General features: G+C 72.5%; 12 protein-coding genes and 1 pseudogene. 8 read left to right on the forward strand and 5 right to left on the reverse strand.

Features of this window, described 5'->3' with window-relative positions; genetic code table 11:
* Positions 1-12: 12 nt before the first annotated feature.
* Both dnaJ and ACIGO8_RS15185 read left to right on the forward strand, forming a co-directional pair.
* Positions 13-1,191 (forward strand): molecular chaperone DnaJ, encoded by a 1,179-nt coding sequence (gene dnaJ / locus ACIGO8_RS15180; RefSeq protein WP_399729499.1) that lies wholly within the window; start codon positions 13-15, stop codon positions 1,189-1,191.
* Between the two features lie 4 nt (positions 1,192-1,195).
* The gene (locus tag ACIGO8_RS15185) at positions 1,196-1,645 is read left to right on the forward strand and encodes a heat shock protein transcriptional repressor HspR (protein ID WP_399729501.1); all 450 of its coding nucleotides are present in this window, start codon (positions 1,196-1,198) and stop codon (positions 1,643-1,645) included.
* A gap of 157 nt (positions 1,646-1,802) precedes the next feature.
* Here the strand turns inward: ACIGO8_RS15185 and ACIGO8_RS15190 are convergent, their stop codons facing one another.
* The gene (locus ACIGO8_RS15190; RefSeq protein WP_399729504.1) at positions 1,803-2,783 is read right to left on the reverse strand and encodes a helix-turn-helix transcriptional regulator; all 981 of its coding nucleotides are present in this window, start codon (positions 2,781-2,783) and stop codon (positions 1,803-1,805) included.
* A 133-nt stretch (positions 2,784-2,916) separates the two neighbouring features.
* Here ACIGO8_RS15190 and ACIGO8_RS15195 point away from each other — a divergent pair, with 133 nt between their 5' ends.
* The gene (locus tag ACIGO8_RS15195) at positions 2,917-3,168 is read left to right on the forward strand and encodes a hypothetical protein (RefSeq protein ID WP_399729507.1); all 252 of its coding nucleotides are present in this window, start codon (positions 2,917-2,919) and stop codon (positions 3,166-3,168) included.
* The gene (locus ACIGO8_RS15200; RefSeq protein ID WP_356698506.1) at positions 3,165-3,497 is read left to right on the forward strand and encodes a (2Fe-2S)-binding protein; all 333 of its coding nucleotides are present in this window, start codon (positions 3,165-3,167) and stop codon (positions 3,495-3,497) included. Before ACIGO8_RS15195 ends, ACIGO8_RS15200 begins: the two co-directional genes overlap by 4 nt.
* Before the next feature lie 194 nt (positions 3,498-3,691).
* Here ACIGO8_RS15200 and ACIGO8_RS15205 read toward each other — a convergent pair whose 3' ends face one another.
* The gene (locus ACIGO8_RS15205) at positions 3,692-4,105 is read right to left on the reverse strand and encodes a pyridoxamine 5'-phosphate oxidase family protein (protein WP_399729510.1); all 414 of its coding nucleotides are present in this window, start codon (positions 4,103-4,105) and stop codon (positions 3,692-3,694) included.
* A gap of 117 nt (positions 4,106-4,222) precedes the next feature.
* On the opposite strand from ACIGO8_RS15205, the gene clpB reads away from it, so the two are divergent.
* Entirely contained in the window at positions 4,223-6,823 is a 2,601-nt protein-coding gene (clpB, locus tag ACIGO8_RS15210) for an ATP-dependent chaperone ClpB (RefSeq protein WP_399729513.1), read from the forward strand.
* A 213-nt stretch (positions 6,824-7,036) separates the two neighbouring features.
* The gene (locus tag ACIGO8_RS15215; RefSeq protein WP_399729516.1) at positions 7,037-7,576 is read left to right on the forward strand and encodes a YbjN domain-containing protein; all 540 of its coding nucleotides are present in this window, start codon (positions 7,037-7,039) and stop codon (positions 7,574-7,576) included.
* A 46-nt stretch (positions 7,577-7,622) separates the two neighbouring features.
* On the opposite strand, the gene ACIGO8_RS15220 is transcribed toward ACIGO8_RS15215, so the two are convergent.
* From ACIGO8_RS15220 to ACIGO8_RS15230, 3 genes are all read right to left on the reverse strand, one after another.
* On the reverse strand, positions 7,623-8,765 hold the full coding sequence (locus ACIGO8_RS15220) for a glycosyltransferase family 39 protein (protein WP_399729519.1): 1,143 nt from the start codon (positions 8,763-8,765) through the stop codon (positions 7,623-7,625).
* Positions 8,766-8,892: 127 nt separating this feature from the next.
* Positions 8,893-10,698 carry an NlpC/P60 family protein gene (locus tag ACIGO8_RS15225; RefSeq protein WP_399729522.1) on the reverse strand — a complete coding sequence of 602 codons (1,806 nt, stop codon included), beginning with the start codon at positions 10,696-10,698 and terminating at the stop codon, positions 8,893-8,895.
* A gap of 74 nt (positions 10,699-10,772) precedes the next feature.
* On the reverse strand, positions 10,773-11,957 hold the full coding sequence (locus ACIGO8_RS15230; protein ID WP_399729525.1) for a pyridoxal phosphate-dependent aminotransferase: 1,185 nt from the start codon (positions 11,955-11,957) through the stop codon (positions 10,773-10,775).
* A gap of 643 nt (positions 11,958-12,600) precedes the next feature.
* Here ACIGO8_RS15230 and ACIGO8_RS15235 point away from each other — a divergent pair.
* Together ACIGO8_RS15235 and ACIGO8_RS15240 are read left to right on the forward strand one after the other, a co-directional pair.
* On the forward strand, positions 12,601-13,119 hold the full coding sequence (locus ACIGO8_RS15235) for a DUF2617 family protein (RefSeq protein ID WP_399729528.1): 519 nt from the start codon (positions 12,601-12,603) through the stop codon (positions 13,117-13,119).
* A 97-nt stretch (positions 13,120-13,216) separates the two neighbouring features.
* Positions 13,217-14,905, forward strand: a pseudogene (locus ACIGO8_RS15240) (polyamine aminopropyltransferase).
* The last annotated feature ends 38 nt before the right edge of the window (positions 14,906-14,943 follow it).

Raw genomic sequence — 14,943 nt, forward strand, 5'->3', positions numbered from 1 at the left:
GGAGGGACGTCGATGAGCACGAAGGACTTCGTGGAGAAGGACTACTACAAGGTTCTCGGCGTCCCCAAGGACGCCACCGACGCCGACATCAAGAAGGCGTACCGGAAGCTCGCCCGCGAGAACCACCCGGACGCCAACAAGGGCGACACCGGCGCCGAGGCGCGCTTCAAGGAGATCTCCGAGGCGAACGACGTCCTCGGCGACCCGAAGAAGCGCAAGGAGTACGACGACGCCCGCGCGCTGTTCGGCAACGGCGGCTTCCGGGCCGGCGGCCCGGGCGCGGGCGGCTCGTTCAACTTCGACCTGGGCGACCTCTTCGGCGGCGCCCAGGGCGGCCCCGGCGGGGCCGGCGGCTTCGGCGGCGGGCTCGGGGACGTGTTCGGCGGCCTCTTCAACCGGGGCGGCGGCGCGGGCACGCGCACGCAGCCGCGCCGCGGCCAGGACATCGAGTCCGAGGTGACGCTCAGCTTCACCGAGGCCATCGAGGGCGCGACCGTCCCGCTGCGGATGTCCAGCCAGCAGCCCTGCAAGGCCTGTTCGGGCACCGGCGACAAGAACGGCACGCCGCGGGTGTGCCCGACCTGTGTCGGCACCGGCCAGGTCTCGCGCGGCAGCGGCGGCGGCTTCTCGCTGACCGACCCGTGCGTGGACTGCAAGGGACGCGGCCTGATCGCCGAGACCCCGTGCGAGGTCTGCAAGGGCAGCGGGCGCGCCAAGTCCTCGCGCACCATGCAGGTCCGCATCCCGGCCGGCGTGAGCGACAACCAGAAGATCCGTCTGCGCGGCAAGGGCGCGCCGGGCGAGCGCGGCGGGCCGCACGGCGACCTGTACGTGGTCGTGCACGTCGACGCCCACCCGGTGTTCGGCCGCAAGGACGACAACCTGACCGTCACGGTGCCCGTCACGTTCGACGAGGCGGCCCTCGGCGGCGAGATCAAGGTGCCGACCCTGGGCGGCCCCGCGGTGACGCTGAAGCTGCCCGCGGGCACTCCCAACGGGCGCACCATGCGCGCCCGGGGCAAGGGCGCGGTCCGCAAGGACGGCACCCGCGGCGACCTCCTCGTCACGGTGGAGGTCGCGGTGCCGACGGAGCTGGACGACAAGGCCCGCGAGGCACTGGAGACGTTCCGTCAGGCCACCGCGGGCGAGGACCCGAGGGCAGAGCTGTTCCAGGCCGCGAAGGGAGCTTGAGGAGATGGAAGGCCGTCGTCGTAATCCCTACCAGCTGACCGACGAGACCCCGGTGTACGTCATCTCGGTGGCGGCCCAGCTCTCCGGCCTGCACCCCCAGACGCTCCGTCAGTACGACCGGCTCGGCCTGGTCTCTCCGGACCGCACAGCCGGACGAGGCCGCCGCTACTCGGCCCGGGACATCGAGCTGCTCCGTCAGGTGCAGCAGCTGTCCCAGGACGAGGGCATCAATCTGGCCGGTATCAAGCGCATCATCGAGCTGGAGAACCAGGTCGCGGCGCTCCAGCAGCGGGTCGCCGAGCTGTCGACCGCGGTCGAGGGCGCGGCGGCGGCGATGCGCCAGCGCGAGGCCCAGGTGCACGCCTCGTACCGGCGTGACCTGGTGCCGTACACGGACGTGCAGCAGGCGAGCGCGCTGGTGGTCTGGCGGCCGGCCCACAAGCGCGGCGAGTAGCCCTTCCCGCTCTTCTCCGGCGCGTGCCCGACGCGACGAGGCCCCTTCCGCTCCGGCGGCGGGGGCCTCACGCGTCCCGGCGGGTCGACGCGCGTCGGCGCGGGTGTCGGTCCGCGCTCCGGTGCGCGCGCCCGCGGTCGTCGCGTCAGGTGCCGCGTCAGTTGTCGCGTTCGAGGATGCCGGACTGGGCGATGAGATAGCCGAGCTGGGCGCGGCTGCCGCTGCCGAGGGCGGCGGCGAGCTTGGCGATGTGGGCCCGGCAGGTGCGGACGTTCATCCCGAGGCGGCGCGCGATGGCCTCGTCGACGTGGCCCTCGACGAGGAGTTTGGCGATGGAGCGCTGGACGCCGCTGATGCCGCTGAGCATCGGCTCGTACGTGACCGGGGCGTCGAGCGGGGTGGCCTGGAGCCAGAACTGGTCGAAGACGCCGCCCAGGTACTCCACGAGCCCCTGGTGGCGCAGTTCGAGCGCGATGGTGCGGTCGCGGCTGGCCGGCACGAAGGCGACCTTGCGGTCGACGATGATGAGCCGGTCGATGATCTCCTCGAGGGTGCGGACCTCGACCTCGGATCCGATGCGCTCCAAGTAGGCGAGCGTGATGGGCTGGTGGCGCGCGGTGTGCTGGTAGAGCGTGCGCATCTTGATGCCGCGGCCGAGCAACGGACGGACCCGGCGCAGGGCTTCGCCGAACGTATGGGCGCTGCGGCCCTTTCCCGGTTGTACGGTGAGCAGTTCCGAGGTGCACTCGGCGACGGCGCGGTCGAGGTTGGCGTTGATCCGTTCAAGGCCTTCGAGGACCGTGATCGCGTGGGTCATCGAGGGATCGCGGGCGCCGAGGGCCATGAACGGCTCGAAGGCGTCGGCGAGTGTCATGGTGAGACGTCTGCGCTCCTGGATCTCCTTCTCGATGGGAAGGAGCAGCCGGGCCAGCGCGGCCGACGGAGCGACAGGAACGAGCCATTCCACGTCATCGGGGTCGGGACGCAGCAGATCGAGGTCCATGAGACAGGGGGCCGACCCGATGTCGGAACGGGCTATTCGGCCTGCTCGAAGGGCCTCGGCATAGAGCCGAGTGCCCGCTTCGCACAGGTCTGCGTGCGTGTGAGAATGCCCGATATTGTCGGGTTCTATCCGCATACGTACACCCCCAGGCTTTTGCATTACAGGAACATGATGCATTGAGCGAGTGGTGGAAACGGGATGAGTGAGCCATCGTCGTGACTTGCGGGGGAGCAGGTTGTTACACACCTTCAAGTGAGGTTGCTCGGTCATGTCCAAGAAGCTCATACGCACCGTAGCCGGTGTCGCACTGTTGGCTGCTGCCGCTGTGGGAGCGGTTACGGCAACCGAGGACCCGGGGTGGGGTTCGCAGACGAGGGTCGTCAACGCCGACCCGGGCTGGGGGCTGACTCCGGCCGCCGACGTCGCCGATCCGGGCTGGGGAGTGGCTCCGGCGGTCGCCGGCGACCCCGGCTGGGGTGTCGCTCCCGGCGACCCGGGATGGGAGTCCGTGGGGGCATGACGGTTCCCGAAGATCCTCGTTTCCGACGCGAGATGGCGAGCGCCTACCGGTCCGGGTGGCACTTCATCGATCTCGTCACCGCGGTGCCGCGCCGTGGCGAGTCGTTGATGGTCACCCTCTTCGGGGAGCCGATCGTCGTCGTGCGCGAGGACGACGAGGACATTCGCGCCTACCGGTGTCTTCGCCGCCCGCGCGGCGCCCCCCAACCCGTTCGCTGTGCCATCAGGTACGGCATGATCTTCGTCAATCTCGACCAGCGCGACCATCAACTGGTCGAACCCCACCTGGTCGAGCCCGAGACCATCACCGCCACCCCCCGCAGTGCCTGAACGATTCCCCCGTCGTTGTAGATCGTTCAGGTGCTTCCCCCACACAGCGGCGCCATCGCGGACCTGAAACGCGATGGCGCCGCTGTGCGTTCGCCGCCCGGCGCTCCGCCGCCCGGGCGCCCACCGCACGTACGCCTGCCGCGCGTACGCCCCGCGCGCGTACGCCCACCGCGCGTACGTCTGCCGGACGCCGCTCAGGCCCGGCCCATCGCGCGCGTGAGCGCGATCTCGATCACGACCCGGTCCGGGTTCGGCGTCGGCACCCGGTTGTAGCGGGCCGCGTAGCGCTCCACGGCGTCCGCGACGACCTCCGCCTCGGTACGGATCCTGGCGACGCCCTCCAGGGTCGCCCAGCGCCCCTTGTCGACCTGGCAGACCGCCACCCGCGCGCCGTCCGCGCCCGCCGCGAGCACGTTGGCGACCTTGCGGCTGTGCTTGTTGGTGATGACCCGGGCGATGCCCTTCTCGCCGCCCTCAGGGTCGTACGTGACACCGACCGCCACCACGTGCGGCGTGCCGTCCGGGCGCGGCGTGGTCAGGGTGCACATGTGGTACTCGCGCCAGAAGCCGAGGTACGACTCGCTGGGCCTGCTCGGGTCGATAGCCATGCCCGGAACCTACTCCTGGCCGGCCTCCCTCCGATACCTTGAGCGGAATGGACTCAACTTTGTGTACGCTGGAAGAGTCATAGGAGCCAGAGGACATCGCAGGAGGAGACCCCGCCCGTGGACGCCGAACTGACCAACAGGAGCCGGGACGCGCTGAACGCGGCGAGCAGCCGCGCCGTGTCCCAGGGACACGCCGATCTGACCCCCGCGCACGTCTTGCTGGCCCTGCTGGCGGGCGCGGAGAACGAGAACATCACCGACCTGCTCGCCGCCGTCGAGGCCGACCAGGCCGCCGTGCGCAGCGGTGCCGAGCGGCTGCTCGCCGCCCTGCCCAGCGTCACCGGGTCCACGGTCGCGCCGCCGCAGCCCAGCCGCGAGCTGCTCGCGGTCATCGCCGACGCCGGCGAGCGCGCCCGGAAGCTGGGCGACGAGTACCTGTCCACCGAGCACCTGCTCATCGGCATCGCCGCCAAGGGCGGCCGGGCCGGCGAGGTCCTCGACCGGCAGGGCGCCACGGCGAGCCGCCTGCAGGCCGCCTTCGAGCAGACCCGCGGATCGCGCCGGGTGACCACCGCCGACCCCGAGGGTTCGTACAAGGCGCTGGAGAAGTTCGGCACCGACTTCACCGCCGCCGCCCGCGAGGGCAAGCTCGACCCGGTCATCGGCCGCGACCACGAGATCCGGCGCGTCGTCCAGGTCCTGTCCCGCCGCACCAAGAACAACCCGGTGCTCATCGGCGAGCCCGGCGTCGGCAAGACCGCCGTCGTCGAGGGCCTCGCCCAGCGGATCGTGAAGGGCGACGTGCCCGAGTCGCTGCGCGACAAGCGGCTCGTCTCGCTCGACCTCGGCGCGATGGTCGCCGGCGCGAAGTACCGCGGCGAGTTCGAGGAACGGCTGAAGACCGTGCTGTCCGAGATCAAGGAGAGCGACGGCCAGATCATCACCTTCATCGACGAGCTGCACACCGTCGTCGGCGCGGGCGCCGGCGGCGACTCCGCCATGGACGCCGGCAACATGCTGAAGCCGATGCTGGCCCGCGGCGAGCTGCGCATGGTCGGCGCCACGACCCTCGACGAGTACCGGGAGCGGATCGAGAAGGACCCCGCCCTGGAGCGCCGCTTCCAGCAGGTCCTGGTGGCCGAGCCGAGCGTCGAGGACACCGTCGCCATCCTGCGCGGCCTCAAGGGCCGTTACGAGGCCCACCACAAGGTGCAGATCAACGACTCCGCCCTGGTGGCCGCCGCGACCCTGTCCGACCGCTACATCACCTCCCGCTTCCTGCCCGACAAGGCCATCGACCTCGTCGACGAGGCCGCCAGCCGGCTGCGCATGGAGATCGACTCGTCGCCGGTCGAGATCGACGAGCTCCAGCGGACCGTCGACCGGCTGAAGATGGAGGAGCTCGCCCTCTCCAAGGAGACCGACGAGGCCAGCCGGCAGCGCCTGGACAAGCTGCGCCGCGACCTCGCCGACCGCGAGGAGGAGCTGCGCGGCCTCACCGCCCGCTGGGAGAAGGAGAAGCAGTCCCTCAACCGGCTCGGCGAGCTGAAGGAGCAGCTCGACGAGCTGCGCGGCCGGGCCGAGCGCGCCCAGCGCGACGGCGACTTCGACACCGCGTCCAAGCTGCTCTACGGCGAGATCCCGGCCCTGGAGCGCGAGCTGGAGGCGGCGAGCGAGGCCGAGGCCCGGCAGGAGGCCCAGAAGGACACCATGGTCAAGGAGGAGGTCGGCCCGGACGACATCGCCGACGTCGTCGGCTCCTGGACCGGGATCCCGGCGGGCCGGCTGCTGGAGGGCGAGACGCAGAAGCTGCTGCGCATGGAGGAGGAGCTGGGCCGGCGCCTGATCGGCCAGGGCGAGGCCGTGCGGGCCGTGTCCGACGCGGTGCGCCGCACCCGGGCCGGCATCGCCGACCCCGACCGGCCCACCGGCTCCTTCCTCTTCCTCGGCCCGACCGGCGTCGGCAAGACCGAGCTGGCGAAGGCGCTCGCGGACTTCCTCTTCGACGACGAGCGGGCCATGGTCCGCATCGACATGTCGGAGTACGGCGAGAAGCACTCCGTCGCCCGCCTGGTCGGCGCGCCGCCCGGCTACGTCGGTTACGAGGAGGGCGGCCAGCTCACCGAGGCCGTGCGCCGCCGCCCGTACTCCGTCGTCCTGCTGGACGAGGTGGAGAAGGCGCATCCGGAGGTCTTCGACGTCCTGCTCCAGGTCCTGGACGACGGCCGGCTGACCGACGGCCAGGGCCGCACGGTCGACTTCCGCAACACGATCCTGATCCTCACCTCCAACCTGGGCAGCCAGTTCCTCGTCGAACCGCTGACCAGCGAGGACGTGAAGCGGGAGCAGGTCCTGGAGGTCGTCCGGGCGAGCTTCAAGCCCGAGTTCCTGAACCGCCTCGACGAGATCGTGGTCTTCTCCGCCCTGGACAAGGCCGAGCTGGCCCGGATCGCCCGGCTGCAGATCGAACGGCTGGCCCGCCGCCTCGCCGACCGCCGCCTCACGCTGGACGTCACGCCCGAGGCGCTGGCCTGGCTCGCGGACGAGGGCAACGACCCGGCGTACGGCGCCCGGCCGCTGCGCCGTCTGATCCAGACCGCGATCGGCGACCGCCTGGCCAAGGAGATCCTGGCGGGCGAGGTCCGCGACGGCGACACGGTCCGGGTGGACCGCTTCGAGGAGGGCCTGATCGTGGGCCGCGCCGAGGAGGGGCGGTAGCGTCGTAAGGAGGGGCGCCGGCCGGCCCGCGCGCTCGGACCGGTCCGGGCCCGCGCCTCGGGCCGCCCCTGCCTCCCCCCGCGCGCTCGGGCCGGTTCTGTCCGCCGGGGGAACGAGATCGTGTCAGCCCGCAGCTGATCGCGTCGTGGGGACTTGCCACCGACCGCCCGGCATGGGGGAGGATGGCGGGCATCCGTACGAAGGGAAATCACGGTGACCATCGACCCGTCCTCGATTCCGAACTTCGGGGCCCAGCCCCAGCCCCAGGCGGCAGGACCGGCGGGCCCCGTCGTTCCCGACCAGGACCTCGTCAAGCAGCTCCTCGACCAGATGGAGCTGAAGTACGTCGTCGACGACGAGGGTGACCTCGCGGCGCCGTGGGAGGACTTCCGCACGTACTTCATGTTCCGCGGCGAGGACGAGCAGCAGGTCTTCTCGGTCCGCACGTTCTACGACCGCCCGCACGCCGCGGACGACCGTGCCCGGATCCTCGACGCGATCGACGACTGGAACCGCCGCACGCTGTGGCCGAAGGTCTACACCCACCTGCACGAGGAGGAGGACGGCTCCGCCACCCTCCGCCTCATCGGTGAGGCCCAGATGCTGATCGGCACCGGTGTGGCGCTGGAGCACTTCGTGTCCTCCACCGTCAGCTGGGTGCGCGCGTCGATCGAGTTCGACAAGTGGATCGTCGAGCAGTTCGGCCTGGAGTCCGGCGAGGGCAAGGAGTCCGGCGACTCCGACGGCGAGTAGCCGAGGAGCGGGGCGCCCCGTCGCACGGTGCGCGCCCGGCGCCCCGTCACACGGCCATGCGCGCCAGCGTGAGCGCGTACGGCGCATAGGCGAAGGAGAGCCCGGCCAGGCCCGCGATCACCACGATCGCGGCGCCCGGCCGGGCTCTCGTCATGGCGCGGGCGAGCGGCAGCAGCAGCGGGAAGGCCGGCAGCAGGAAGCGCGGCTTCGACTCGAAGAAGCCCGAGCCGCCGACGGTGATGAGCACCAGGACGGCGGTGTAGACGAGGACCGGCAGCGGCGGCCGCTCGACGCACAGCAGCGCGAACAGCAGCACCCCGGCCGCCGTGATCACCAGGGCCATCGCGAAGCCGAACTGGGTGGTGCCGGTCAGCATGCCCCGTACGGTGCGCAGCGCGCCGATGCCCAGGTCGAAGCGGGAGGTCCAGCCGTCCTGGACGGCGAAGTAGCCGCCCAGCAGGTCGCCGCGCCGGGCGCCGACCCACAGCAGGTACGACAGCCAGCCGACGGGCGCGAGGGCGGCGCCCGCCCACACCCGCCGGCCGGTCCGGCCGCGCCGCCGCCACAGCTCCAGGGCGGCGGCGGCGAGCACGGCGGCGGCGACGGCCACGCCGTTGGGCCGGGACAGCCCGGCGAGCGTGGCGAGCGTCCCCGCCCACAGCCAGCGCCGGGTCATGACCGCGTACAGCGACCAGGCCGCGAACGCGGTCATCAGCGGCTCGGTGTAGGCCATGGACAGCACGAACGAGTGCGGGAGCAGGCCCCACAGCAGCACGGTGAGCACGGCGGCCGGCCGCCCGCACAGCCGCTCCACGACCAGGTAGACGCCCCAGGCCGCCACCGCGGCGGAGAGCCAGGACAGCAGCAGTCCGGCCGTTCCGTAGGCGACCGGGAGCACGCCGCCGACGGCCCGGACGAGCCAGGGATAGAGCGGGAAGAACGCCAGGTCGGACTGGACCGGGCCGCCGTCGGGCCAGTGCAGCGTCCGGCCGTAGCCGTGGGCGGCGATCCGGACGTACCACTCCGCGTCCCAGGACTTCGCGAGCAGCGCCCGCGGCGACCGGCCGACGTGCCAGGCCCACGCGGCGATCACCAGCATGCCGGTGAGCCGTGCGGCGGCGAAGAGACCGAGCGCGGGCGCCGCCCGGTGCAGCGAGGCCCGCCAGCGGGGCACCCGCCGGCCGGGCACGGCGGCGGAAGCCGGTCGGTCGAGGGTCTCGGCGGACAGGGGGCACCTCCGTGCGCGCGGGAATCCGGTCTATACCCGACAAGTCGGTTTACCTGACCGGCGCTGCGGCACGGAGGGGGCGCGCCCGTCAGAAGCGGCGGATCACCCGGAGCTTCGTCGTGTAGGTGTCGCCCGGGTGGTCCTTGTCGACGTACGGGTCGCCGTTGAGGACCGACCTGCCGCCGACGTCGGCCATGGTGGGGCCGTTGGGGGTCTTGCGGCTGGAGACGAAGCGCTTCTTGCCGTGCTGGTCCACGCCGACGTAGATGCCGATGTGGCCGCCCAGGTCAGGGTCGACGTCGGTGTCGAAGTAGACCGCGTCGCCGATGCGCAGTCCGTCGAGGGGCGGTGCCGCGTCGCCGCCGTCGGCGATCTTCACTCCGGCGCCGGAGGAAGCGATGGCCGTCGACCTACGGGGCAGGACGCGGTCGCTGTAGTCCGCCTCGTCCTTGAGGACCATCGGGATGCCCATGTGGTAGCCGTAGACCATCCGCACGAAGCCCGAGCAGTCGAGGCCGCCCTTGTACCTCTCGTTGGTCGGCGTCAGCTCGGTCCGTGCGGCCGTCGCGTCGAAGGTCCACGTGATCCACATGTAGTGGAAGAAGTCGGCCCCCACGTCGCGCAGCCCGGTCTTCGTGTCCGGCCGGCTGTAGAGGGACGTGCCGAGCACCCGCGCACCGCCCCGCGCCGGGTCGGTGACCGCGGGCGCGAACGGCAGGAACATCGCCGCGTACGCCAGGGCGTCCGGCGAGGTGTCGCCCGCCCAGGCGCGGATCTGCTGCTCCAGGCCGGGCGTCCAGGTGCCGGTGAAGTTCTCCGGCAGGACCCGTACCCAGGTGTCGTGGGTGACGACCGGCGGGTCGACCCACGCCGCCTCCTCGACGACGAAGTCGTAGACCCGGGCCTCCACGCCCTTCGCGGCGCCGGTGGCGGCGTAGGCCCGGACGCCGACGGTGCCCTTGTCGTGGGCGGTGTTCGCGTCGGGGTCGCGCAGGCTGAAGGCCCAGTCCGGGAGCTGGTTCTCGGCCAGGCCGTGCTTCCAGGCGCGGGCGCGCAGCACGTTGCCGGTCTTCTCGACCTGGACCCACCAGTGGTCGAAGGCCGCGAAGCCGCTGCCGACCGTGACGGCGGCGCCCAGCACGCTCACCGTGTTGTCCCGGGCCTTCTCGAGCACCAGCTGGACCTCGCCGGCGGGCGTGACGATCAGCCGGGCCCGGTAGTGGTTCTCCAGGTCGGCCAGGGCGAAGGTGAGGGCGAGCGAGAGCGGTGCGCCGGCGGGCACCTGGTTGAAGGAGAAACGGGCGCGGGCGCGGACGTCGCCGAGCTCCTTGTCGGAGAGCGTGGCGTGGCGGCTCGAACCGGTCTCGGACAGCGTGATGACACCCCGGCCGTCCACCACGGCGTAGTCCTCGACGTGGGAGTCGCCCGCGGAGTTGGGCCACCACGAGCCGCCGTCGGGCGACATGCCCCAGCCCTGCTTGCCCGCGGCCGGCAGGTCCCGGTCGAAGGCGTCCTCGACCCGTCGCTTCTGCTCGGTGAACCAGCGCCTCGGCCCGCGCAGCGTCACCGTCCGCGCCCCGGTGGTCAGGGTCGCGAGCACGCCCTTGCCGTCCGAGACCTCCAGGCCGCCGGCGATCGTCCGGGTGGTCAGCGGGCCCGACGGGTGGGCGGTGAAGTGCCAGGGATCGGTCGGGTCGATCAGCATCGGGCACCGGGCGCCGGGCACCTGCGGGACGTAGGGCTCGGGCGCGGCCGGCGGCGTGTCCGTCGGAGTGGTGGCCGTCGCGGCGGCGGCCGTGGGCGCGGCCGCGAGCGGCAGCGTGCCGCCCGCCGCCGCTCCGGCGAAGGCGAGCAGCGTCGCTCTGCGGCTCGGTGAGAACGTCGGTCCGGACATGCGGATACCCCCCAAGGGCGAACGAGGCCCGATCCGGTGATCAGGCCGAGGGGGACCCTATCCGCGCCGCCCGTTCAGCCCGCCGCCAGTCCCTTCAGCCGCCGCACCGCCTCCTCGAGCACATCGGTCCTCTTGCAGAACGCGAACCGGACGAAGGGCGCGCCCTCCTCGCGGTGGTCGTAGAAGACGGCGTTCGGGATCGCGACCACGCCCGCGCGTTCGGGCAGCGAGCGGCAGAAGGCGAAGCCGTCGGTCTCGCCGAGCGGGCGGATGTCGGTGGTGACGAAGTAGGTGCCGGCCGGGCGGTGCACGCCGAAGCCGGCCGCCGCCAGGCCCTCGCTCAGCAGGTCCCGCTTGGCCTGGAGCTCGGCGCGCAGCCCGTCGGTGTACGTGTCGGGCAGCCGCAGCGCCTCGGCGACCGCGTACTGGAAGGGCCCGGACGAGACGTAGGTGAGGAACTGCTTGGCGGAGCGGACCGCGCTCGTCAGCTCGGGCGTGGCGGTGATCCAGCCGACCTTCCAGCCGGTGAAGGAGTACGTCTTGCCGGCCGAGCCGATGGTGACGGTGCGTTCCCGCATGCCGGGCAGGCCGGCGATCGGGACGTGCTCGGCGCCGTCGAAGACCAGGTGCTCGTACACCTCGTCGGTGACGACGAGCAGGTCGCGCTCCTGGGCGAGTTCGGCGATCGCGGTCAGCTCGGCGCGGCTGAGCACGGTGCCGGTGGGGTTGTGCGGCGTGTTGAGGAGGATCAGCCGGGTCCGGTCGGTGACCGCGGCCCGCAGCTCGTCCAGGTCGAGCACGAACGCGCCCTCGTGCGGGCGCAGCGTGACCGGGACGCGGGTGCCGCCGGCCATCGCGATGCAGGCGGCGTACGAGTCGTAGTACGGCTCCAGGGCGACGACCTCGTCGCCGGGCTCGACCAGGGCGAGCAGCGCGGCGGCGATCGCCTCGGTGGCCCCGGCGGTGACCAGGACCTCGGTGTCCGGGTCGTGGGCGAGGCCGTAGCGGCGCATCTGGTGCTCGGCGATGGCGGTGCGCAGTTCGGGGACGCCCGGGCCCGGCGGGTACTGGTTGCCGCGCCCGTCGCGCAGCGCCCGCACGGCGGCCTCGCGGATCTCCTCCGGGCCGTCGGTGTCGGGAAAGCCCTGGCCCAGGTTGATCGCACCGGTCCGGACGGCCAGCGCGGACATCTCGGCGAAGACGGTCGTCCCGAACTCCGCGAGCCGGCGATTGAGCAGCGGTCGTGTCATGCCCGCCATCCTGGGGCGAAGCTCTGGACTTGCTCAAGTGCGCTTTGGGTGCGACACGGGCCGGGCATCCCCCTCGCACAGCCCATCGGGCCAGGAGCCGACCGGGCTCCGTTCACTCACGGGGGACGACATGGAAGTCTTCTTGATCTTCGGGCTCATCATCCTCGTGGTCGTCGGTTTCTCGGCGGCCTCGGGCGGTTCGAGCAAGCGGCGCCGCCGCCGGCGGCGCGGCGGCTGGTCGAGCGGCGGGAGCGGCGGAAGCGGTGGCTGCGGCTCGTCCTCGTGCGGCTCCTCGTCCTGCGGCTCGTCGTGCGGGGGCGGCGGCTGCGGCGGCGGTGGCGGGGGCGGCGACTGACCGGCACCTGCGCATGACGGGCAACGGCCGTCGCTAGCGGTTCTGTTGGGCATTTGTGGGAACCACGCGATCGATTCGTACTGAACAGTTGAACCGTGGGGCCCCCGAGGGGATGGAAACCACGTCAAGTTGGGTAAAAACGCTGTGACCCACCCACGGTTCATGATTCCCTCGCTGTTGAGAACATCCAGCCCTCGGACCGTGTGTGGACCCGAGCCGGCGATCCCCACTCCTGGTCGAAACCCTTCACCGGGACGCCCCGGCCCACCCGTCAAACCGTGTTTGCGGAGCCGACCCATGCTCACGACCCTGAAAACCTCCTACACCGATACGCGTGCGGCCGACCTGGCCTGGGCGCTGGGGCGCGACCCGCTGCCCGCGCTGGCCGTACTCGACCTCGAACTCGCCGGGGCGAAGCTGCAGTTGCGGCTGCTCGGCGCCTCCCACCAGGTGCTTCTGGAGGAGGAGGACCGCAACTGCTCGGAGACCGTCGCCTGCATGCCCGGCAGCAGCACACCGCTGCCGCTGGGCGTGTCCAAGCGGGTGGGCGAATGGGAGTACGAGTTCGCGGCCCGCGTCGAGACCCTGACGCAGGGCTCGTTCGCGGGCCGCGCGCAGGAGTTGCTCGCGCTCGTCGCCGACCATCCGCACGGCCTCGCGGGGACCTTCCCCGGCTCGCCGCACGCCTTCACGGCGATGCTGGCGCAGCGCCACGAAGGGCAGGTGCGCTGGCGCACCTGGCACGCCTACCCGCAGGAGGGGCAGTTGGTGGTGACGAGAACGCAGATCGGCGCGCGTATGCCCGCGACGCTCTGACCTCACACGCACACATGCCTCAGGTGCACTCGTGCGGGTGACAGGACGCGATACGCGTGTGACGTAGCGTTACCGCATGACCGAGCCGCCCCTGACCATGACCCGGCCGTCCGAGCGGGCGGCGCGGCTGCCCGAGCGGCCCGGCGCGGTGCGGTATCCGGTCCTGGCGGTGGTCTTCGTGTGCGCCGCCTGCGGCCTGGTCTACTAGCTCGAACTGGTCGCGCTCGCCTCCTATCTGCTCGGCGACTCGGTCACCCAGGCGTCCGTCGTGCTGTCCGTCATGGTCTTCGCGATGGGCGTCGGCTCGCTGCTCGCCAAGCGGCTGCGCTGCCGCGCGGCGGTCGGCTTCGGCCTGGTCGAGGGCGGTCTCGCGCTGGTCGGCGGCTGCTCGGCGATGGTGCTGTACGCGGCCTTCGCCTGGCTCGGCGAGCCGCGCTGGGTGCTGGTGGCGTTCTCGCTGGCCATCGGCGTGCTGACCGGTGCGGAGATCCCGCTGCTGATGTCGCTGATCCAGCGGGCGGACCAGCGCGACCGGTGGCGGGGCCGCGGCCGGCGGCGCGGGACGCCGGGCAGGAGGGAGCACGACGCCGCCGGGACGGTCGCCGAGCTGTTCGCCGCCGACTACGTGGGCGCGCTCGTCGGCGGGCTCGCCTTTCCGTTCCTGCTGCTGCCCTGGCTCGGGCAGCTCACCGGCGCGCTCGTGACCGGCGCGGTGAACGCGGTGGCGGGCGGCGGGCTCGTCCTGTGGCTGTTCCGGCGCGATCTGACGGTCCGTTCGCGGGCACTGCTGGTCGGCGTCAACCTCTCGGTCCTCGCCGTCCTCGCCACCGCGACGGTGCTGGTCGACGACTTCGAGCAGGCGGCGCGCCGGGCGGTGTACGGGGACAGCGTGCGGGTCGCCGTCCACACCGAGCTGCAGGAGGTGGTGCTCACCGGCGAGCGCGGCGGGCCGCCGGACCTGTTCGTGGACGGGCGGCTGCGCGTCGGCGGCCACGACGAGTACCGCTACCACGAGGCCCTGGTGCACCCGGCGATGAACGGGCGGCACGCGCGGGTGCTGATCCTCGGCGGCGGCGACGGGCTCGCCGCCCGCGAGGTGCTGCGCTACCGGGACGTCCGGGCCGTCACCGTCGTCGAGGCCGACCCGGGTGTCGTACGGCTCGCCCGCAGCGATCCGGGCCTCGCGGCGCTCAACCGGCAGGCGTTCCGGGACCGCCGGGTGACCGTCGCCTACGGCGACGCCTTCCGCTGGCTGCGGGCCGCCCGGCCGGTGCGGGAACGGTTCGACGTGGTGATCTCCGACCTTCCCGAGCCGGGCGCCACGACCGGCGCCACGCTCTACTCCGAGGAGTTCTACGGGCTCGCGGCCGGTGTCCTCGCCGACGGCGGGCGGCTCGTCGTGCACGCCGGCTCGGCCACCGCCCGGCCCCGTGCGTACTGGACGGTCGACGCCACCCTGCGCGCGGCCGGCTTCACCACCCGCCCCTACAGCACCGGCGGCCGCGACACCGGCGCCTCCGGTGGCCGGGCCCCGGCCGGATCGGCGGGCGGCCGCGAGTCCGCCGGGTCCGCCGGGTCCGCCGGCCCGGGAGCCGCCGAATGGAGCTTTCTCCTCGCCGTTCCGGGGCCGCGCCTGCCGGTCCTCGCCCTCCCCGAGCACCCTCCGGTGCTGCGGTCCCTGACCTCCGCCGCCCTGACCGCGTCCGAGTCCCGGCTCGTCCGTACCCGCCGGGCCGCCTCGGCGGGCGGCCTGCCCGCGTCGACCCTGGTGCACCCGCGGTATTGAGGGCCCGTGGCGCGAACAGGCGACGGGTGGGCCGTGGC

Source organism: Streptomyces sp. NPDC053493, assembly GCF_044544825.1.
Taxonomy (GTDB): domain Bacteria; phylum Actinomycetota; class Actinomycetes; order Streptomycetales; family Streptomycetaceae; genus Streptomyces.

Excerpts from the sequence above, each read along its gene's own strand:
- ACIGO8_RS15225 (WP_399729522.1), bottom strand. The coding sequence starts at position 10,698 with ATGTCCGGACCGACGTTCTCACCGAGCCGCAGAGCGACGCTGCTCGCC.
- ACIGO8_RS15195 (WP_399729507.1), top strand. The coding sequence starts at position 2,917 with ATGTCCAAGAAGCTCATACGCACCGTAGCCGGTGTCGCACTGTTGGCT.
- ACIGO8_RS15230 (WP_399729525.1), bottom strand. The coding sequence starts at position 11,957 with ATGGCGGGCATGACACGACCGCTGCTCAATCGCCGGCTCGCGGAGTTC.
- ACIGO8_RS15185 (WP_399729501.1), top strand. The coding sequence starts at position 1,196 with ATGGAAGGCCGTCGTCGTAATCCCTACCAGCTGACCGACGAGACCCCG.
- dnaJ (WP_399729499.1), top strand. The coding sequence starts at position 13 with ATGAGCACGAAGGACTTCGTGGAGAAGGACTACTACAAGGTTCTCGGC.
- ACIGO8_RS15190 (WP_399729504.1), bottom strand. The coding sequence starts at position 2,783 with ATGCGGATAGAACCCGACAATATCGGGCATTCTCACACGCACGCAGAC.
- ACIGO8_RS15205 (WP_399729510.1), bottom strand. The coding sequence starts at position 4,105 with ATGGCTATCGACCCGAGCAGGCCCAGCGAGTCGTACCTCGGCTTCTGG.
- ACIGO8_RS15200 (WP_356698506.1), top strand. The coding sequence starts at position 3,165 with ATGACGGTTCCCGAAGATCCTCGTTTCCGACGCGAGATGGCGAGCGCC.
- ACIGO8_RS15235 (WP_399729528.1), top strand. The coding sequence starts at position 12,601 with ATGCTCACGACCCTGAAAACCTCCTACACCGATACGCGTGCGGCCGAC.